Here is a 20,313-nt window from a genome sequence, read left to right as displayed (position 1 = left end):
ACCCGCCCGCCTCGCCGACCCCAGGTAACCCCGTGACCCGTCCCCGCGTCACCGGAGAGAATGGACCCCGTGCGCTACCGCATCCTCGGCACCACCCAGGCACTCCGCCCCGACGGCACCCCCGTCCCGGTAGGCGGAGCGCGGCTGCGCGCTCTGCTGACCGTGCTCGCCCTGCGGGCCGGCCGCACGCTGCCGGTCGGCCTGCTGGTCGAGGAGGTGTGGGACGGCGCACCCCCCGCCGACGCACCCGCCGCCGTCCAGGCCCTGGTCGGCCGGTTGCGCCGGGTGCTGGGCGCGGGCGCCGTCGAGTCCGCCGACGGCGGCTACCGGCTCGCCGGCGCCCCCGACGACGTCGACCTGCACCGCTTCGAGCGGCTCACCGGCGAAGGCACCCGCGCCCTCGCCGACGGCGACCCCGCCAAGGCCGCCGTCGTCCTCGACGACGCGCTCTCCCTCTGGCACGGCCCCGCCCTCGCCGACCTGCCCGACCGCACCGCCGAGGCGGCCCGCTGGGACGCCAGGCGCCTGGACGCCCTGCGCGCCCGGCACACCGCCGCCCTCGCCCTCGGCCACGCCGAGCAGGCGCTGCCGGAACTGACCGCCCTCTGCGACAGCCACCCGCTCGACGAGCCGCTTCAGGCGCTGCGGCTGCGCGCGCTGCGCGAGGCGGGCCGCTCCGCCGAGGCGCTGGCCGCCTACGACGAGGTGCGCAGGCTGCTCGCCGACCGGCTCGGCTCCGACCCCGGGCCCGAACTGCGCGCCCTGCACGCGGAGCTGCTCGGCACCGCGCCCCCGGCGCAGGCGCGGGGCAGGCAGGCCGCCGCCGCGCCGGGCAACCTCCGCGCCCGGCTCACCTCGTTCGTCGGACGCGAGGCCGACATCGAGACCATCCGCGCCGACCTCGCGACGGCCCGCCTGGTCACCCTGCTGGGTCCTGGCGGCGCCGGGAAGACCCGCCTCTCCCAGGAGGCCGCCGAGAGCGCGCGGCAGACCGCGCGGGACGGCCTGTGGCTCGCCGAGCTGGCCCCCGTCGACGACCCGGCCGCCGTCCCCGAGGCCGTGCTCACCGCCGTCGGCGCCCGCGAGACGGTCCTGTACGGCGCGGGCGCCGAGGCGCTGCGGGCCGGCGGCGACCGCCACGACGACCCGGTGGAGCGGCTCGCCGAGCACTGCGGACGGCGCCGGATGCTGCTCATCCTCGACAACTGCGAGCACGTCGTCGACGCGGCGGCCCGGCTCGTCGAGGAGCTGCTCGAACGCTGCCCCGAGCTGACGGTCCTCGCCACCAGCCGCGAACCCCTGGGCGTGCCGGGGGAGTTGCTGCGGCCGGTGGAGCCGCTGCCCGAGCCGGTCGCGCTCCGCCTGCTCGCCGACCGCGGCGCCGCCGCCCGCCCCGGCTTCAGGACCGACGCCGACGAGGAGACCGCCCGCGCCTGCGCGGAGATCTGCCGCCGCCTCGACGGCCTGCCGCTCGCCATCGAACTGGCCGCGGCCCGGCTGCGGATGCTCACCCCGCGGCAGATCGCCGACCGCCTCGACGACCGGTTCCGGCTCCTCACCTCAGGCAGCCGCACGGTGCTGCCCCGCCAGCAGACCCTGCGCGCGGTCGTCGACTGGTCCTGGGACCTCCTGGACGCCGACGAACGGGCCGTGCTCTGCGGTCTCTCGGTCTTCGCGGGCGGCTGCGACCTGCCCGCGGCCGAGGCGGTCACCGGCCCCGCCGCCCTGGAGTCGCTCGGCACGCTCGTCGACAAGTCCCTGGTGGTGGCGGCCCCTTCGGACGACGGCGCGATGCGCTACCGGCTCCTGGAGACCGTCGCCGAGTACGCGGGCGAACGCCTCGACGAGTCCGGCGGGCGGGCCGAGGCGGAGCGCGCCCACCTCGTCTACTACCGCGAACTCGCCCGCACCACCGACGCGTTGCTGCGCGGCCCGGGGCAGCTCGCCGCCGTCAGGACCCTGGAGCGGGAGTACGAGAACCTGCGCACCGCGCTGCGGCACGCCGTCACCACCGCGGCCGAGCAGGACGCCGTCTGCCTCGTCCTGTCGCTCGCCTGGTACTGGCAGATGCGCGACCTGCGGACCGAGGCCCGCAACTGGTCCCAGGAGGTCATCGCGCTCGGCCCCGACCCCTTCGACGGGTCGCAGGGCCGCGCCGCGCCGCTCTACGAGCGCTGCACGGACACCCCGCCGCCCTGGCAGGGCGCGGTCCTCGCCGAGGCGCGGCGCGGGGTCCATCTCGTCCATCTCGCCTGCATGGACACCGAGTTGGACGCGTGGCAGAGCGACGCGGCGCGGGCCAGGCTGGTGGCCATCGCCGCCGCCTACGAGCCGGGCATGCCGCAGACCTGCCGCATCCCCGGCTCGTACTGGTTCTTCGCGGTCATGCTCACCCGGGACATGGCCGGGGTGCGGGAGATCGTCGACGCCACCGTCCGCACCTGCCGCGCCACCCCGGGGTACGAGTGGGAGCTGGCCGCGGGCCTGCAGATGCGGGCCAACATCCTCGCCAACCGCTCCGACTGGGCGGGCGGCGCCACCCGGGACGCCGACGAGGCGCTGGAGATCTACCAGCGCCTCGGCGACCGCTGGGGCACCGCCGAGGCGCTCTCGGCGCGCGGTGAGTCCCATGAGCGCAGGGGCGAGTGGGCGCTGGCCGCGGCCGACTACCAGGCCGCCATGGACCACGCCGAACACCTCGGCGCCCGCGCCCAGTTGGCGGTCCTCGAATCCCGGCTGGGCAGCGCGCTGCTGGAGGGCGGCGAGGTCGAGCGCGGTGAGCGGCTGCTGCGAGGGGTGATCGAGGGACCCGACGGCTACGCCAACCAGGCGATGCCCGCGGCCCGGCTGTTCCTCGCGGGCTGGCTCGCCATGACCGGCCGCACGGTCGAGGCCCGTGACCAACTGCGGCTGCTGCGCAACGACTTCGGCATCGCGCACTTCGTCGTCTTCGACGCGCTGATCCTCGGTGCCGAGGCCTGCCTCGAGATCGCGGAGGAGAACTGGCAGGCGGCCCTGGAGAAGGTGAGGTCGGCGCTCGCGGGGTCGGCCGACCCGCTCTCCATGACGCTCGCCCCGCACATGCCGGCGTTCTACCTGACGGTCGCGGCGTCCCCGCTCGCCGTGATGGACGGTGGCCGCCGGGCCGGCGACGCGGCCCGCTGCCTCGGCGCCGCCGACGCGGACCTCGAACCCGGCCACTTCAGGAACAGCCTGGAACGGGACGTCTACGAGCGGGCGGTCCGTTCCGCCCGCGCCGCGCTCGGTGACGCCGGCTACGAGGCCGCGTACGCCGAGGGCGGCGGCCTCTCCCCCCGGGAGGCCGCCGCCCTGGTCTGAGCCGCCCCGCGGGTCAGCTCTTGGTGCGGAACTTGTGGATCGCGATCGGCGCCATCACGGCGGTGATCGCCACCGACCAGCCCAGCGTGATCCACAGGTCGTGGGCGACCGGGCCGCCCACCATCAGGCCGCGCGCCGCGTCGGCGAGCGTGGAGAGCGGGTTGTAGTCGGTGAAGTGCTGGAGCCAGCCGGGCATCGACTGGGTCGGCGCGAAGATCGACGAGCCGAACTGGAGCGGGAACAGCACCAGGAAGCCCATCGCCTGCACGGACTGCGCGTTCTTCAGGACCACGCCGAGGGTGAGGAACACCCACATGATCGACGAGGCGAAGACCGTGGAGAGCGCGATGGCGCCGAGCAGCCCGGTCCAGCTCGTGATGTCGAAGCCGACCAGCACCGCGACGATCATCAGGACGGCGGTCGCGAACAGCATCCGCGTCAGCTCCACCGAGATCTTCGCGAACAGCACCGAGCCGCGCCCGATGGGCAGCGACCGGAACCGGTCCATCACACCGGAGTTGAAGTCCTGGCTGAAGCCGGTGCCGACGCCCTGGGACAGCGTCATGCTCATCATCGCGATCATGCCGGGGATCACGTACTGCACATAGCCGTCCTGGCCGCCGCCGAGGGCCTGCCCGATCGAGCCGCCGAAGACGTACACGAACAGCAGGGTGAAGACGATCGGCATCAGCAGCGCGTCGAACATCGACTCGGGGTCCTGCCTGATCCACAGCAGGTTGCGGCGGATCAGGGCGCCGGTGTGGCGCAGATGCCCGCGCAGCGGGATCCGGGCGTCGGCGGTGCCGTGCGGGGTGACGGTGGTGGCGCTCATACGGCGACCTCCTCGCGGGTCTCGGCGGGCACGGTGTCCTGCGGGGCACTGGCGCGGTGGCCGGTGAGGGACAGGAACACCTCGTCGAGGCTGGGCAGTTCGGTGGTGATGGAGCTGATCGTGATGGCGTGCGCGGTGACCGCGCCGACCACGGCGGTGAGTTGTTCGTCGCTGAGGATCGGGACCAGGCAGCTGCCGCTCTCGGTGTCCACGATCGTGGAGGCGAGGCCGGTGATGCCGAGGCCGTCGAGGTGGGCGGCGAGCGCCCGCAGCCGCTGCGGGTCGGCGGGCCGCACCCGCAGGGTCCGGCCGCCGACCTTCGCCTTCAGGTCGTCGATGGCGCCGCCCGCGATGACCTTGCCGCGGTCCACGACGGTCAGTTCGGAGGCCAGTTGCTCGGCCTCCTCCATGTACTGGGTGGTCAGCAGCACGGTGACGCCCTCGCCGACCATCGTCTTGACCTCGGCCCACACCTCGTTCCTGGTGCGCGGGTCGAGTCCGGTGGTGGGCTCGTCGAGGAAGAGGACCTGGGGGCGGCCGATCATCGAGGCGGCCAGGTCGAGGCGGCGCCGCATGCCGCCCGAGTAGGTGGACGTCGGGCGCTTGGCGGCCTCGGTGAGGGAGAACCGCTCCAGCAGCTCGTCGGCGCGGGCCCGCGCCGCCTTGCGGGGCAGATCGAGCAGCCGCCCGATCATGTACAGGTTCTCCCAGCCGGGCAGCTTCTCGTCGACCGAGGCGTACTGCCCGGTCAGGCCGATCACCCGGCGCAGTTGCCGGGGCTGGCGGAGCACGTCGTACCCGGCCACGGTGGCCGAGCCGGTGTCCGGGGTGATCAGGGTGGAGAGGATGCGCACCAGGGTGGTCTTGCCCGCTCCGTTCGGCCCGAGCACACCCATCACGGTGCCCTCGCGCACGTCCAGGTCGACACCGTCCAGCGCCCTGGTCTCGCCGTAGTGCTTGACCAGCCCCCGTACGGTGACAGCGCTCCCCGCGCCGCTGGTGTTGTCGTCGATTCGCGTCATGTCCCAGACACTCTCACCGCCGACCGACAAACGACCGACAGCGGACCGACAACCGCCCGCCGGCCACCGACAGGGCGCCGAGGCGCGGCGCGGCCCGCCGGCGGGGGATGTCCGGCGGGCCGTTCCGTGCCGCGGTGGTCCGGGTGGCCGCGGGTGCGGCCCGTGCGGCCGGGGGCGTCAGTGGACGGAGTTCTCCTCCGTCGGGAACGCGCCGCCCACCACGTCGTCGGCGAAGGCGCGTACCGCGTCGCCCATCACCTCACGCATCGCGGCGTACTTCCTGACGAACTTCGGCACCCGCCCCGGAGTGAGGCCCATCATGTCGGTCCACACCAGCACCTGGGCGTCGGTGTCGGGGCCCGCCCCGATCCCGACGGTCGGGATGTGCAGCGTCCTGGTGACCTCGGCCGCGAGCTCGGCCGGCACCAGTTCGAGGACCACCGCGAACGCGCCCGCGTCCTGCACGGCCTTGGCGTCCCGCAGCAGTTGCTGCGCGGCCTCCTCGCCGCGCCCCTGCACCCGGTAGCCCATGGAGTTCACGGACTGCGGGGTGAGGCCGATGTGCGCCATGACGGGGATGCCGGACTCGACCAGCAGCTCGATCTGGCGGTGCGAGCGCTCGCCGCCCTCCAGCTTGACGGCGCCCACCCCGGCGTCCTTGACCAGCCGGGTCGCCGAGCGCAGCGCCTGCACCGGGCCCTCCTGGTAGGAGCCGAAGGGGAGGTCGCCGACGATCAGCGAGCGCCGGGTGCCGCGGACCACCGCGGCGGAGAGCATCGTCATCTCGTCGAGGGTGACGGGCACGGTGGTCTCGTACCCGAGGTGGCAGTTGCCCGCCGAGTCGCCGACGAGCAGGACCGGGATGCCGGTCTCGTCGAAGACGGACGCGGTCATCGCGTCGTAGGCGGTGAGCATGGGCCACTTCTCGCCGCGTTCCTTGGCGAGGGTGATGTCGCGCACGGTGATGCGACGTGTGCCCTTGCCTCCGTACAGCGTCTTCCCGCTGTCGGCAGGCTGGTTCTGGGCAGCCGAAAGCTGCGTCATCGCAACGGCTCCTTCAGTCATCTCGAGGCACCCTGACGGCGTCCCCGGATCACCTCCATGGTGGCATCCCGGGCCGCGCGCGGCCAGAGCGGGGGAGGGGAGGTCGGTCACCCGCGGGCGTACGACCAGCGGCCTAGGTCCGTTTCTCAGCTCCGCGTAAAACTTTCGGCACCTCTCCCAAAAAAATTCCAATACGAGACGGTTCCGTATTGGAATGGCTCTTAGGGTCGTGGGCATGACTACTCCTGCCGACCGGGTCGGCGAAGGCCCCCGGATACCCGAGGCGGTGCACCGGCGCCGCTGGGCGATCCTCGGCGTGCTGATGCTGAGCCTGCTGATCGTGGTGCTCGACAACTCGATCCTGAACGTCGCCGTCAAGACGATCTCCACCCCCGCGCCGACCGGACTCGGCGCCACCCAGAGCGAGTTGGAGTGGGCGATCAACGCCTACACCCTCGTCTTCGCGGGCCTGCTGTTCAGCTCCGGGCTCCTCGGCGACCGGCTCGGCCGCAAGAAGGTGCTGCTCGGCGGGCTCGTCGCGTTCGGCATCGGCTCCGCCCTCGCCGCCGAGTCCGGCTCGCCCGCCCAGCTCATCGCCTTCCGCGCGATCATGGGCTTCGGCGCCGCGTTCGTCATGCCGGCCACCCTCGCCGTCCTCATGAACGTCTTCGAGCGCGACGAACAGCCCAAGGCCATCGGCATCTGGGCCGGCGGCGTCGGACTCGCCATCGCCATCGGCCCGATCACCGGCGGCGTCCTGCTCGACCACTTCTGGTGGGGCTCGGTCTTCCTGATCAACGTGCCGATCGTGCTCATCGCGCTCGCGCTGATGGTGTGGCTGGTGCCGGACTCCCGCGACCCGAGGCCCGGCCGGATCGACCCGGTCGGCGTCGTCCTGTCCGTCGTCGGCCTGGTCCTGCTCGTCTACGGCATCATCAAGGGCGGCGAACTCGCCGACTTCACCGACGCCAAGGTCCTGGCCACCATCGGCGCCGGCCTCGTCGTCCTCGTCGCCTTCGTCGTCCACGAGAAGCGCAGCGACCACCCGTCGCTCGACGTCGGCTACTTCCGCAACAAGGTGTTCTCGGCCGCCATGGCCGCCATCGCGCTGGTCTTCTTCGCGCTGATGGGCGTCACCTTCTTCGCCGTCTTCTACACCCAGAGCGTGCGCGGCTACACGCCGCTCGAGACCGGCCTGCTGATGCTGCCGCTGGCCGCCGCCCAGCTCATCTTCGCGCCCCGCGCCCGGCTGGTCGTCGACCGGTTCGGCAACAAGGCCACCACCACCGCGGGAATGCTCCTCATCGCGGCGATGCTGGCCGCCTTCGCCACCCTGGACGCCGACACCCCCATCTGGCTCCTGGAGGTCATCTTCTTCCTCATGGGCACCGGCATGGCGCACATCATGACGCCGACCAGCGTGGTCATCATGCAGGCCCTGCCCCGGGAGAAGGCCGGCTCCGCGTCCGCGCTGAGCAACACCTTCCGGCAGGTCGGCGGCGCCCTCGGCATCGCCGTCCTCGGCTCCGTGCTCTCCACCGCCTACCGCAACGGCATCGAGGGCAAGCTCGGCGCCCTCCCGGCCGGGCTGCGCGACACCGCGGGCGAGTCCATCGAGGCCACCCTCGGGGTCGCCGCGAAGCTCGGTCCGCGCGGCGCGGCCCTGGTCACCCCGGCCCACGACGCCTTCCTGCACGCGATGCACGTCACCGCCTTCTGGGGCGCGGGCGTCGCGCTCATCGGCGCGGTGGTCGTGGCCCGCTACCTGCCCGGCCGCACACCGGCCCGCCAACAGGGCGAGGACGAGCAGGAGTTGGCCGCCGCGATGGACTGACGGGACGCCCCGCGCGGCGCGCGCGGGGCGGACGGGGGACAATCGCCGCACGTCGACGAAGGGACGCAAGGGTGAACCTGGCCGGCCGCGAAGCCGCTTCCGAAGGCCCCGCGCGCGGACGCCCCCGCAGCGAGGCCGTCGAACGGGCCATCGTGGAAGGGGTGATGAAGCTCCTGGAGGACGGCGTCCCGCTCGCCGAGCTGTCCATCGAGCGCATCGCCAGGACCGCGGGTGTCGGCAAGGCCACCATCTACCGCCGCTGGCCGGGCAAGGAGGAACTCTTCGTCGACGTCGTCCGGCAGGCCGAGCCCGCCGACCCCGCGCTGCCCGGCACCTCGATGCGGGACGACCTCGTCGCCGTCCTCGAACAACTACGCGAACGCGGTCTGATGAGCCGCTCCTCGGTGCTCCTGCACAACGTGTTCGCGCAGATGAAGAGCAGCCCCAAGGTGTGGAAGGCGTACCACACCAGCGTCGTCGACCCGCGGCGCAGACTCCAGTACGAGATCCTGCGCCGCGGCCAGGCCACCGGCGAACTCCGCTCCGACGTCGACATCGATGTCCTGAGCGACTGCTTCGTGGGCCCCATGCTGCTGCGCACCGTGATGCGCCCGGACGCCGAACTGCCCGAGGGGCTCTCCGAGCAGATCGTCGACACACTGCTCTCCGGACTACGCCCCGTCAGTTCGCCCAGCGCGTAGCGCCGCTGTGCGCGTTGTGTCACAGAGCGCTGTTTCCCGGCCGGAACCGGAACTCCCGGCACCCGCCCGTTCGTCTTGTGCCCGTACGGCCGTCATGGGACGGCGGAACGGAACCGATCATCCCCTAGGGTCTTGGGTCACGGGGGGACGGACGGCGTGCACGGCAGGCAGTGAGGCGACGGTATGGCGCAACAGGCGTATGTGGCGGAGACGGACGACGGCGGCTCGGGGCCCGAGCGCCGGGGAGCCCGGTTCCGGCGCCTGGTGTCCCGCGGCGTCTCCGGGTGGCGCGGCGACCCGCGGATCTGGCGGCGCGGTCTCGTGCTCGCCGCCGTCGCGGTGCTCCTCGCCCTGGTGATGCTGCTGCACGCGCAGATCCCCAACAGGATCGGCAACCTCGGCAGCCTCACCGAGACGTTCCTGCCCTGGATCGGCGTGTTCGTGCCGGTGCTGCTCCTGCTGGCGCTGGTGCGCAGGTCGGCCACGGCGCTGATCGCCGTGGTGCTGACCGGCGCGGTCTGGGTCAACCTCTTCGGCGGGCTGCTGTTCGACAAGTCCGAGCGGGGCGCGGGCGCCTCGGGCGACCTCACCGTGGCCACCCATAACGTCAACGCCGACAACGTCGACCCGTCGGGCACCGCCCACGACGTGGCCGCCTCGGGCGCCGACGTGGTGGCCCTGGAGGAACTGTCCACCGCCGCCGCCCCGGTGTACGTGCGGACGCTCGCCGACACCTACCGGTACCACTCGGTGCAGGGCACCGTCGGGCTGTGGAGCAAGTACCCGATGACCGGCGTGAAGGCCGTCGACATCAAGCTCGGCTGGACCCGCGCCATGCGCGCCACCGTGGACACCCCCGAGGGCGCCGTCGCCTTCTACGTCGCCCACCTGCCCTCGGTGCGGGTGAAGCTGGAGGCCGGGTTCACCGCCAGGCAGCGGGACACCAGCGCCGACGCGCTGGGCGAGGCCATCGCCAAGGAGCCGCTGCCCCGCAAGATCCTCCTCGGCGACCTGAACGGCACCATGAACGACCGCTCCCTCAACGGCGTCACCTCGCAGCTGCGCTCCACCCAGGGCGCGGCGGGCAACGGGTTCGGCTTCAGCTGGCCGGCCGCGTTCCCGATGGCGCGGATCGACCAGATCATGGTGAAGGACGTCGAGCCGGTCACCTCCTGGACGCTGCCGAGGACCAGTAGCGACCACCTCCCGGTGGCTGCCCGTGTGAAGCTCGACACGGACTCGTAACCCCCCGGAATACTGGGCCTGGGAGGCTTTGTTCCGTCCGTGAACATAAAGTGGACGGAACACGCACTACCGGAAAGGCTCAGGCACTCCATGCCCCTGGCCCTGCTTGCCCTCGCCGTGGGCGCCTTCGGCATCGGCACCACCGAATTCGTGATGATGGGCCTGCTGCCCGACGTCGCGGACGACCTGCACACCTCCATCCCCAGCGCGGGACACCTGGTCTCGGCCTACGCGCTCGGCGTCGTCATCGGCGCCCCGCTGCTCGCCGCCGTGACCGCGCGGATGTCCCGCCGCACGGTCCTCATCGGCCTGATGGTCCTGTTCGTGGTGGGCAACACCCTCTCCGCGTTCGCCCCCGACCAGCACACCCTGCTCGCCGCCCGCTTCCTCAGCGGACTGCCGCACGGCGCCTTCTTCGGCGTCGGCGCGGTCGTCGCCACCGGCCTGGTGGCACCGGAACGCCGGGCCCGCTCGGTCTCCCTGATGTTCCTCGGCCTGACCATCGCCAACATCGCCGGTGTCCCCGCGGCCACCCTGGTCGGCCAGCACCTCGGCTGGCGGGCCGCCTTCCTCGGCGTCGGCGCCATCGGCCTGGTGGCCATCGCGGCGCTCGCCCTGCTGATCCCGCACGACCGCGACCACGCCCCCGCCACCGGCCTGCGCGGCGAACTCGCCGCCCTGCGCTCGCTGCCGGTGTGGCTGGCGCTCGGCACCACCGTCGCCGGGTTCGGCGCCCTGTTCGCCGCGTACAGCTACATCACGCCGATGCTCACGGACGCGGCCGGCTACGCGGCGGGCAGCGTCACCGTGCTGCTCGCCCTCTTCGGCGTCGGCGCGACGATCGGCAACCTCGTCGGCGGCCGGCTCGCCGACTACGCGATGCGGAGCACCCTCTTCGGCGGTCTGACCTCCCTCGCGGTCGTCCTCGCCCTGTTCCCGGTGCTGATGCGGGCCGAGTGGAGCGCGGCGCTCGCCGTGGTCCTGCTGGGCGCGGCGGCCTTCGTCACCGGCTCGCCGCTCCAGCTGATGGTGATGGAGAAGGCCGCGTCGGCTCCCTCCCTCGCCTCCTCGGCCAACCAGGCCGCCTTCAACCTCGCCAACGCGGGCGGCGCCTGGATCGGCGGCCTGGCCCTCGCGGCGGGCTTCGGGGCGACGTCCCCCGCCCTGGCGGGCGCGGTCCTCGCGGTCCTGGGGCTCGCGGTGGCGGCGACGGCGACGATCGTGGACCGGCGCCGCGCGCTCCCCGGCCGCGAGCGGCTGGTGGCGGCCCATGTGCCGGGGCGCCGGGAACCGGCACGGCAGAGCGGCTGAACTCCACGCGCCGGACGGGCTGTTGCGGCCCGCCCGGCGCGCCGGGGCGCGGACGCGCGCGCCTGCGGCAGTGCGCCTGCGGCAGTGCGCTTCCGGCGGACGTGACCCGGGCGCGCGGTTCCCGGGACGGCGGTTCCCGGGACGGCGGGTCCCCGGGACGGCGGGTCCCCGGGACGGCGGGCCCCCGGAACGGCGGGCCCCTGTTACGAGGGGTCTCCGGAACGAGGGCCCCGCCAGGTCTGCCCCATAGTCTATTTGGACTGATACGGTTCGACCATGCCGCGTCGCGCTCTCGACAACCCGATCGTCCCGGCCGTGCTCGGGCTCCTGCTCGAACAGCCGTCGCACCCGCACCAGATCCTCGCCGACCTGCGGGAACGCAGTGACCACCACGCCGCCGCGATCACCCGGGGCACCCTCTACAACACCGTCGCCGCCCTGGCCGAGGCGGGATGGATCGCCTCGACGGGCCGGGAGCGTTCGGGCAACCGCCCGGAGCGGACCGTCTACGCCCTCACCGACGAGGGCCGCCACGAACTCGTGCGCCGCCTCGACTCCCAGATCCGCACCCCGGAACGGGAGTTCTCACGGTTCCTGGGCGCGGTCGCCCACCTCGGCGCCCTCGGCACGCGCGGCGCGGCGGAGGCGCTCGCCGAGCGCGCCCGGCGCCTGCGGCAGCGCACCGCCGACGACGAGGAACGCCTCGCGCGGGCCCTGGCGGCCGGCGTGCCCCGACTGCACGTCATCGAGGCCGAGTACGCGCTCTGCCTCGCCCGCGCCGAGACGGCGTGGATCGACTCGGTCATCGACGACCTCCGCACCGGCTCCCTGACGTCGCCGACCGGCCCGGCGACCTCCGCACCCCGGTGAACCCCCGTGACGCCGCACCGAAAGGACTCGGACGAGTGACCCCGACCACGCAGGACGGCCTCCTCTTCGGCATCTACCCCGGCGGGGTCGCCGGTGACGACACCGGCGGCCTCGCGGCCGGCCCGCCCGACGACCCGGCCCTCGTGTCGGACGCCCTCGACCGCCTCCAGGGCCGACCCGACCGGCCGTTCCTGGTGCGCGCCTACACCGGCTTCGACGACACCACCCGCCTCGGCGGGCCGCACGCGACCGCCACCCCGGCCGACGCCACCCGGTACGCCGTCCGCGGGCGCCGCCTCGACCTGGTCGCGCAGTACAGGTCACCGTCCGGGGACGTCGACGGCTACTGCGCCTTCCTGCGTGAACTGGTCGAGCAGTACGGCCCGTTCACCGGCACGCTGCAAGTGGCGGAGGAGCCCGATGTCACCTCGAACCCGACGCTCGACGGCTTCTACCCGCAGGTGCGCGAGGCGATCGTCCGCGGGGTGTCCGCCGCGAAGGCGCGGGCGCGTGAACTCGGGTACGCACGGCTGCGGGTCGGCTTCAACACCACCCCCCTCTTCGGCCCAGGGGCCTCCTTCGTCACGGAGCTGACGAAGCTCGGGGGAGCGGAGTTCGTCGCCGACCTGGACTACGTGGGCCTCGACCTCTTCCCCGACGTCTTCCACCCCGTCGCCCCCGCCGACCTCGCGCCGGCCGTCGAGGGACTGCTGCGCCACAACCGGGACGCGGTGCTGGCCCCCGCGGGCCTCGGGCACTTGCCGCTGCACGTCACCGAGCACGGCTGGCCCACCGGACCCGGACGCCCGCCGGGGCGGCAGGCCGACGTCGTCGGGACCGTCGTCGAGGTGATCGCCGCCCGGTCGGAGCGGCTCCACCTGAGCGGCTACACGCACTTCGCGCTGCGCGACGCCGACAGCGCAGGGGCGAGCCTCTTCCACCGGTTCGGGCTCACCACCGACGACTACGCGCCCAAGCCCGCCTTCGACACCCTGCGGGCGCTCGTCGACCGCTACAGCGTCTGACGGCGGCGGAGCCGACGGCCGGGGCGGGCCGCCCCGGTCAGAGCGACTCGCGCCAGCCGTTGGTGATCGGCAGCCGCCGGTCCTTGCCGAAGCCCTTCGGCGAGATCTTGGTGCCCGGCGGGTACTGGCGCCGCTTGTACTCCGCGGTGTCCACCATCCGCAGCGTCTTCGCCACCAGCGCCGGGTCGAAGCCCGCCGCCACGATCGCGTCGGCGCCCTGGTCCCGATCGACGTACAGCTCCAGGATCGCGTCGAGGACCGGGTAGTCCGGCAGCGAGTCCGTGTCGACCTGGCCGGGGCGCAGCTCGGCGCTGGGCGGCTTGCTGATCGAGTTCTCCGGGATCGGCGGGGTCTGCCCCCGCTCGGCGGCGGCCCGGTTGCGCCACTCGGCGAGCCGGAACACCGACGACTTGTAGACGTCCTTGATCGGCCCGTAGGCGCCGACCGCGTCCCCGTACAGCGTCGAATAGCCCACCGCCAGCTCCGACTTGTTGCCGGGCGCCAGCACGATGTGGCCCTCCTGGTTGGAGATCGCCATCAGCGTGGTGCCGCGCAGCCGCGCCTGGAGGTTCTCCTCGGCGAGCCCGGTCAGCCCCAGCGACCCCATGAAGGCGTCGAACATCGGCTCGATCGGCACGGTGCGGAAGTTGAGCCCGGTCCGCCGGGCCAGCTCCGCCGCGTCGCCACGGGAGTGGTCCGAGGAGTACTTCGACGGCATCGACACGCCGAACACGTTCTCCGCGCCGACCGCGTCGCAGGCGATGGCCGCGCAGATCGCGGAGTCGATGCCCCCGGACAGACCGAGCAGCACGGACCGGAAGCCGTTCTTCACGACGTACGCCCGCAACCCCACGACCAGCGCCGAGTAGATCTCCTCGGAGTCGTCGAGCCGCTGCGCGTAGCCGCCCGAGACCTCCGGCGGGTAGGCAGGGACCGGCTCCTGGGACAGCACGACCCGGTCGATCCTGAGCCCGTCGTCGACAACGCCGGTCGGCGCGTCGGCGGACGCGGCCGGCAGGTCGAGGTCGAGGACCACACAGCCCTCCTCGAACTGCGGGGCCCGCGCGATCACCTCGCCGTCCCGGTCGACGACGATCGAGTCGCCGTCGAAGACCAGCTCGTCCTGGCCGCCCATCATCGCCAGGTAGGCGGTGGTGCAGCCGGCCTCCTGGGCGCGCTTGCGGACCAGTTCGAGCCGGGTGTCGTCCTTGTCGCGCTCGTACGGCGAGGCGTTCACCGACAGCAGCAGACCGGCGTGCGCGGAGCGCGCCGCGGGCACCCGGCCGCCGTCCTGCCAGAGGTCCTCGCAGATGGCCAGCGCCACGTCGACGCCCCGCACCCGCACCACCGGCATGGTGTCGCCCGGCACGAAGTAGCGGAACTCGTCGAAGACGCCGTAGTTCGGCAGGTGGTGCTTGGCGAAGGTGAGGGCCACCTCGCCGCCGTGCAGGACGGCCGCCGCGTTGCGCGGGGCGCCGGCCGGCTGGCCGTAGCGGGGCTGGGCGGTGGCCGACCTGTCGAGGTAGCCGACGACCACGGGCAGCTCGCCGAAGCCCTCCTCGGCGAGGCGCGCGGCGAGGGTGCGCAGGGCCGTGCGGGAGGCCTCCACGAAGGAGGAGCGCAGTGCGAGATCCTCCACCGGGTATCCGGTCAGCGCCATCTCGGGGAACGCCACGAGGTGCGCTCCCTGGGCGGCGGAGTGCCGGGTCCAGTCGAGGATCGTCCGGCTGTTCCTGGCGATGTCGCCGACGCGCGAGTCGATCTGGTTCAGGGCGAGACGAAGTTGAGGCACCCCGCCAGTGTAATCGTCAGAGCGACGCGATGGGGTGGCGCGAGGTGTGGTGCACCCCACGCCACCCCATCAGGGTGTCGGCCGCCCGGCCCCTCAGCCGGTCAACCGCTCAGCCGGCCGGCCGCTCCGCCGCTCAGTGGCGGCGGTAGGAGTCGACGTAGCCCTTCGCGGGCGAGCCCACGCCGGTGACGTCGTCGTAGCCCTTCACCGCGGACAGCGAGCTGTCCTTGCCGAGGCTGCGGACCGAGGTCAGCAGGCCGTCGGCGGCGTCGTAGCCGTTGGCGAAGTCCACCCTGGCCACCGCGAGGCCCGAGCCGGTCGGGTGGTCGGTGACGTCGTGGTACGCCTTCGTGCCGTACTTGGCGTAGATCGCCGGGTTGGCGAAGCCGAGCGCCTTGCCGCCGCGCGCCTGCTGGGCCAGCGCCTGGACGGCCGCGATCACCGGGGCGGCGAGCGAGGTGCCGCCGATCCGGTACTCGCTGTACTGCTGCGACCCGTCGGGGAAGGTCTGCGTCTGGCCGACCTTGAAGCCGGTGTTCGGGTCGGCGATCGCCGCGATGTCGGGCACCACGCGGTTGCCTGCGGCGCTGCGCGCCTTGGCGAGCGCGTTCGGGACGACACCCTTCTGGTAGAAGGGCTGGGCCACCGTCGCGCTGGTGCCGCCGCCCGCGCCCGAGGTGAACGCGCCGGGGAAGGCGGTCCAGGACTTGCCGTCGGCCGACAGGCTCGCCTTCTGGGTGCCCCAGCCGGTCTCCCACAGGTACGAGTCGCCCTTGCCGACGGCGAGCGAGGTGCCGCCGACCGCGGTCACCCACGCTGAGTTGGCCGGGGTGTCGACCTGCTTCGTGCCGGTGTTGGCGACCTCGTCGCCGTTGTCGCCGGAGGAGAAGTAGAAGCCGATGCCCTCGACCGCGCCGAACTGGAAGACCTGGTCGTAGGCGGCGGCGAGGTCGGGCGTCTGGTTGGCCTCGATGTCGCCCCACGAGTTGGAGACGATGTCGGCGAGGTGGTTGTCGACGACCTTGCTCAGCGAGTCGAGCAGATCGTCGTCGTAGCAGGAGGCGGCGCCCACGTAGGTGACGTTCGCGGCCGGCGCGACCGCGTGCACGGCCTCGACGTCGAGGGTCTCCTCGCCGTACCAGCCGGCCGCGTCGCACTCCTCCGTCCTGGTGTAGGTGCCGGGCAGCGACTGGCGCAGCTGGCCGGTCCTCCAGGCCGCGTCCCCGTGCTTCTTCGCGTAGGTCGCCGCGTCGTAGGCGATGGTCGGGGAGGCGTAGGCGTCCGTGATGGCGACCCGCACGCCCTGTCCGGTGTGGCTTCCGGCGCCGTACGCCGCGCGGAGCTGCTTGCCGGTGTAGCCCGCGACGGCGTACGGGATCTTCTTGCCGTACGCGCTCGGCAGCGTGCTCGCCGTCTTCGAGCCGTAGTACGAGGAGAACGGTCCCGCGTTCTTGAACACCGCGCTCGGCTCGGGCAGCGTGTCGGCGTGCCGGGCCTTGTGGGGCGCGTTGTCGAGGCCGGTGACGGTGAGGACGGCGCCGTTCAGGCTGTCGGGGGCCGACGCCGTCGCCGCCGGGGCGCGGTAGGTCTTCGAGCCCTTGGCGTAGTTGTGCAGCTGGGTGCCGAAGGCCTTCTCGGCGGCGGCCACGTCACCGGAGACCGAGACGTAGTGCCGGCTCACCCCGGTGACCTTCAGACCCGCCGACGTCAGCCACGACCTGACCGCCGTCACCTGGGCCTTGGTCGCGCCGAAGCGGGACTGCGTCTGCGCGGCGGTGAGGTACTTGCCGTAGGAGGCCGAGTCCGGGTCGGAGACGGCCTTGGCGTAGGCGGCGAGCCCGGAGGCGTCGCGTCCCGCCAGATACACCCGGGCGGAGACCTGGGCGCCGTTCGAGGCGGCGCCCTTGTCCGCCTTGGCGGTGGCCCACAAGGGCTTGGTGCCCGCGATGGCGTCCCGCCCGGGACTGTCGGCGGCGTGCGCCGCGGGCATGCCGAGCGCGAGCGCGCCGGCGAGCATCGGCAGTGTCGCCGCCATGCTCACTCCGGCGCGTATGTGGGCGCGGTTGGATCTCATAGAACCCCCTGCGATGCGGTTCTTCGCATGTGTGGTCGGCGGTGGTCCCTTCGGGTCCGCGCCGCGGCGGCAGGCGCGGGAAAGGATCACGCGGTTGCGCACACTCTTGCGATGAACCGTTCATGCCAGGGGAATGCGGAAGCCAAGAGAAGCCCAAAGAACCGTCAGACAGGGCGAATTGGGGCTTTCCTCCGGATGGCCGGGTTACGGACGGGGCGCCGCGTGCCGGGCCTTGAGCAGGTCGGCCATCAGCTGGATCTCCGACTCCTGCGCTTCGACCATGCCCTGCGCGAGCCGCTTCTCCACGCCCACCGTGCACTTGGCGACACAGCCCTCGGCCATGTGCACGCCGCCCTTGTGATGGTCCGTCATCAGCTGGAGGAAGAAGACCTCGGCCTTGCGCCCGTTGAGCGTGCCGAGCCGCTTCAGCTCGGTGTTGGTCGCCATGCCGGGCATCAGCGACCCGTCCTCGCCCGAGGCCATGGCGCCCATGCCCATCCAGGTCATCGGCGGGTCCGACGACACCTTCGGCAGCCCCCACAGGTCGAGCCAGCCCAGCAGCATGCCGCGCTGGTTGGCCTGGGTCTGCGCGATGTCGTACGCGAGCCGCCGCACCTCCTCGTCCCTGGTGCGGTCCCGCACGATGTACGACATCTCGACGGCCTGCTGGTGGTGGACCGCCATGTCCCGCGCGAACCCGGCGTCCGCCGAGTCGGCGGCCGGCGTCGTCGACGATCCGCCGTCCTCGGCGACCGCGTACGTTATGGCGCCGGCCGCGATCAGCGCCACCGCGGCCGCCCCCGCGACCAGTCCGAGCTGCCTCACTGGGAGAGCCCTCCCGTGCAGGCGGCACCCGGCTCGGGCGTCTGCTCGCCCTGCACGAACTTCTCGAAGAACGAGGCGACGTCCGGGTCGCTCGCGCTCTTGACCGTCCGCTGGTGACCCCAGGCCGTCAGCATGATCGGGTCGGCCTGCTTGTCGTCCGGGCTCATCAGGGTGTACGGCGTCTTCCGCACCTTCGCCGCCAGCGCCTCGACGTCCGCCTTCGCCGCCTTGTCGGTGTACGTCACCCACACCGAGCCGTGCTCGAGCGAGTGCACCGCGTTCATGTTGTTCAGCGGCTTGGTGTAGACGTCGCCGTTGCAGTTCATCCAGACCTGGTTGTGGTCACCGCCGACCGGCGGCTCGGTCGGGTAGTGCACCGTCTTGGTGACGTGCGTCCGGCCCAGCGTGCCCTTCCAGGTCTTCACCCCGTCGGCGCCGGTCGTGAAGTGCCCCTCGGTCTTGGCGTCGGTCGTCGCGCCGCCGCCGTCGTCCTGGGACTGCACGACGAGGACCACGCCGACGACCAGCGCCGCGACGGCCACCACGCTCCCGCCGATCGCCAGGACCCGGTTGCGCCGCTCCCGGGCCTGGTCGGCCCGCCGCATCTCCTCTATACGCGCCTTGCGCGCCGCGTTGCTGCTGTTCTTGGCCTTGGCGGAACCCATGAGGTGTGTCCTTCTGGGGAAAGGGGCCGGTCGGGTCAACTGATCGTAAGGGGAATGATGGCGGCACTCGTAGCCGGGACGCGGGATTGACCAGAACTCCTGTGCGTGTCGCGCACAGGTTCACGCCCCGCCCCGCTCCCGCGTTCGCCGCCCACCGGGCCGGGCATTACGTACGTGGGTGCGAGCAGGCACTATGGGCTGTGGAGCGGTACACCCGCCGGACCCGAGGCGTTCACACCGGGGCCGGCTTCCGGATCATGGTCGGCAACGCGCATGAAATGGTGATGTGGTGGGATGCTCTGGTGCCCGACCGCCTTCCCGTGGTACGGGAGACAGGCGGCCTGACCAGCAAGGATGGGGAAGCGGAAGATGGACAAGCAGCAGGAGTTCGTGCTCCGGACCTTGGAGGAACGCGACATCCGGTTCGTACGTCTGTGGTTCACGGACGTGCTGGGCTTCCTCAAGTCCGTAGCGGTGGCCCCGGCCGAGCTGGAACAGGCCTTCGACGAGGGGATCGGCTTCGACGGCTCGGCGATCGAGGGCTTCGCCCGGGTCTACGAGTCCGACATGATCGCCAAGCCGGACCCGTCCACCTTCCAGATCCTGCCCTGGCGCGCCGAGGCACCCGGCACCGCCCGGATGTTCTGCGACATCCTCATGCCGGACGGCTCGCCGTCCTTCGCCGACCCCCGCTACGTCCTCAAGCGGGCCCTCACCCGCGGCTCCGACCTCGGCTTCACCTTCTACACCCACCCCGAGATCGAGTTCTTCCTGCTGAAGGACCGCCCGCTGGACGGCTCCCGGCCCACCCCGGCCGACAACTCCGGCTACTTCGACCACACCCCGCAGAACATCGGCATGGACTTCCGCCGCCAGGCGATCACCATGCTGGAGTCGATGGGCATCTCGGTCGAGTTCTCCCACCACGAGGGCGCCCCCGGCCAGCAGGAGATCGACCTGCGGTACGCCGACGCGCTCTCCACCGCCGACAACATCATGACGTTCCGCCTGGTCATGAAGCAGGTGGCGCTGGAGCAGGGCGTACAGGCCACCTTCATGCCGAAGCCGTTCTCCGAGCACCCCGGCAGCGGCATGCACACCCACCTCTCCCTCTTCGAGGGCGACCGCAACGCGTTCTACGAGTCGGGCTCCGAGTACCAGCTCTCCAAGGTCGGCCGCTCCTTCATCGCCGGCCTGCTGCGGCACGCGGCGGAGATCTCCGCGGTCACCAACCAGTGGGTCAACTCCTACAAGCGCATCTGGGGCGGCTCGGAGCGCACGGCGGGCGCCGGCGGCGAGGCCCCCTCGTACATCTGCTGGGGCCACAACAACCGCAGCGCCCTGGTCCGGGTCCCGATGTACAAGCCCGGCAAGACCGGCTCGGCCCGCGTCGAGGTCCGCTCCCTCGACTCCGGCGCCAACCCGTACCTGTCCTACGCGGTGCTGCTGGCCGCGGGGCTCAAGGGCATCGAGGAGGGCTACGAGCTTCCGCCCGGCGCCGAGGACGACGTCTGGGCCCTATCGGACGCCGAACGCCGCGCGATGGGCATCGAACCCCTCCCGCAGAACCTCGGCGAGGCCCTCACCCTGATGGAGCGCAGCGACCTGGTCGCGGAGACCCTGGGCGAGCACGTTTTCGACTTCTTCCTGCGCAACAAGAAGAGCGAGTGGGAGGAGTACCGCAGCGAGGTCACGGCGTTCGAGCTGCGGAAGAACCTGCCGGTGCTGTAGGCG

The 20,313-nt window shown here is 72.4% G+C and carries 15 protein-coding genes; 8 read left to right on the top strand and 7 right to left on the bottom strand.

Annotated elements, in window-relative coordinates:
• Positions 1–60 precede the first annotated feature (60 nt).
• Entirely contained in the window at positions 61–3,339 is a 3,279-nt protein-coding gene (locus tag DDJ31_RS11030) for a BTAD domain-containing putative transcriptional regulator (protein ID WP_127180447.1), read from the top strand.
• A gap of 13 nt (positions 3,340–3,352) precedes the next feature.
• Here the strand turns inward: DDJ31_RS11030 and DDJ31_RS11025 are convergent, their stop codons facing one another.
• The 3 genes from DDJ31_RS11025 to panB form a co-directional block, all read right to left on the bottom strand.
• A complete protein-coding gene (locus DDJ31_RS11025; RefSeq protein ID WP_127180448.1) occupies positions 3,353–4,171 on the bottom strand; it encodes an ABC transporter permease in 819 nt (272 codons plus the stop codon).
• Positions 4,168–5,193: an ATP-binding cassette domain-containing protein gene (locus tag DDJ31_RS11020; protein ID WP_127180449.1), complete on the bottom strand. Its 1,026-nt coding sequence runs from the start codon at positions 5,191–5,193 to the stop codon at positions 4,168–4,170. The genes DDJ31_RS11025 and DDJ31_RS11020 overlap by 4 nt, the downstream gene beginning before the upstream one ends.
• A gap of 177 nt (positions 5,194–5,370) precedes the next feature.
• Positions 5,371–6,237: a 3-methyl-2-oxobutanoate hydroxymethyltransferase gene (gene panB, locus DDJ31_RS11015; RefSeq protein ID WP_127180450.1), complete on the bottom strand. Its 867-nt coding sequence runs from the start codon at positions 6,235–6,237 to the stop codon at positions 5,371–5,373.
• Between the two features lie 235 nt (positions 6,238–6,472).
• On the opposite strand from panB, the gene DDJ31_RS11010 reads away from it, so the two are divergent.
• From DDJ31_RS11010 to DDJ31_RS10985, 6 genes are all read left to right on the top strand, one after another.
• Positions 6,473–8,071: an MFS transporter gene (locus DDJ31_RS11010; protein WP_127180451.1), complete on the top strand. Its 1,599-nt coding sequence runs from the start codon at positions 6,473–6,475 to the stop codon at positions 8,069–8,071.
• A 71-nt stretch (positions 8,072–8,142) separates the two neighbouring features.
• Entirely contained in the window at positions 8,143–8,772 is a 630-nt protein-coding gene (locus tag DDJ31_RS11005; protein ID WP_127180452.1) for a TetR/AcrR family transcriptional regulator, read from the top strand.
• A 183-nt stretch (positions 8,773–8,955) separates the two neighbouring features.
• Positions 8,956–10,017 carry an endonuclease/exonuclease/phosphatase family protein gene (locus DDJ31_RS11000; RefSeq protein ID WP_127180453.1) on the top strand — a complete coding sequence of 354 codons (1,062 nt, stop codon included), beginning with the start codon at positions 8,956–8,958 and terminating at the stop codon, positions 10,015–10,017.
• A 90-nt stretch (positions 10,018–10,107) separates the two neighbouring features.
• Positions 10,108–11,328 carry an MFS transporter gene (locus tag DDJ31_RS10995; RefSeq protein WP_127180454.1) on the top strand — a complete coding sequence of 407 codons (1,221 nt, stop codon included), beginning with the start codon at positions 10,108–10,110 and terminating at the stop codon, positions 11,326–11,328.
• A gap of 276 nt (positions 11,329–11,604) precedes the next feature.
• On the top strand, positions 11,605–12,198 hold the full coding sequence (locus DDJ31_RS10990; RefSeq protein ID WP_127180455.1) for a PadR family transcriptional regulator: 594 nt from the start codon (positions 11,605–11,607) through the stop codon (positions 12,196–12,198).
• Positions 12,199–12,233: 35 nt separating this feature from the next.
• Positions 12,234–13,223: a hypothetical protein gene (locus tag DDJ31_RS10985; RefSeq protein WP_127180456.1), complete on the top strand. Its 990-nt coding sequence runs from the start codon at positions 12,234–12,236 to the stop codon at positions 13,221–13,223.
• A 37-nt stretch (positions 13,224–13,260) separates the two neighbouring features.
• Here the strand turns inward: DDJ31_RS10985 and DDJ31_RS10980 are convergent, their stop codons facing one another.
• The 4 genes from DDJ31_RS10980 to DDJ31_RS10965 form a co-directional block, all read right to left on the bottom strand.
• Positions 13,261–15,015 carry an NAD+ synthase gene (locus DDJ31_RS10980; RefSeq protein WP_127180457.1) on the bottom strand — a complete coding sequence of 585 codons (1,755 nt, stop codon included), beginning with the start codon at positions 15,013–15,015 and terminating at the stop codon, positions 13,261–13,263.
• A 133-nt stretch (positions 15,016–15,148) separates the two neighbouring features.
• Positions 15,149–17,050, bottom strand: a complete 1,902-nt coding sequence (locus tag DDJ31_RS10975; RefSeq protein WP_240678243.1) for a S53 family peptidase — start codon at positions 17,048–17,050, stop codon at positions 15,149–15,151.
• 243 nt (positions 17,051–17,293) lie between these two features.
• Entirely contained in the window at positions 17,294–17,914 is a 621-nt protein-coding gene (locus tag DDJ31_RS10970) for a DUF305 domain-containing protein (RefSeq protein WP_127180459.1), read from the bottom strand.
• The gene (locus tag DDJ31_RS10965) at positions 17,911–18,579 is read right to left on the bottom strand and encodes a DUF3105 domain-containing protein (protein ID WP_127180460.1); all 669 of its coding nucleotides are present in this window, start codon (positions 18,577–18,579) and stop codon (positions 17,911–17,913) included. The genes DDJ31_RS10970 and DDJ31_RS10965 overlap by 4 nt, the downstream gene beginning before the upstream one ends.
• A gap of 369 nt (positions 18,580–18,948) precedes the next feature.
• Here DDJ31_RS10965 and glnA point away from each other — a divergent pair, with 369 nt between their 5' ends.
• Complete coding sequence (gene glnA, locus DDJ31_RS10960) at positions 18,949–20,310, top strand: type I glutamate--ammonia ligase (protein WP_093829713.1); 1,362 nt, start codon at positions 18,949–18,951, stop codon at positions 20,308–20,310.
• Positions 20,311–20,313 lie beyond the last annotated feature (3 nt).

The sequence above is a fragment of the Streptomyces griseoviridis genome, from assembly GCF_005222485.1.
GTDB classification, from domain to species: domain Bacteria; phylum Actinomycetota; class Actinomycetes; order Streptomycetales; family Streptomycetaceae; genus Streptomyces; species Streptomyces hintoniae.
Note: the sequence above shows the minus strand (reverse complement) of the source record. Positions and strands in the feature narration are given on the sequence as shown.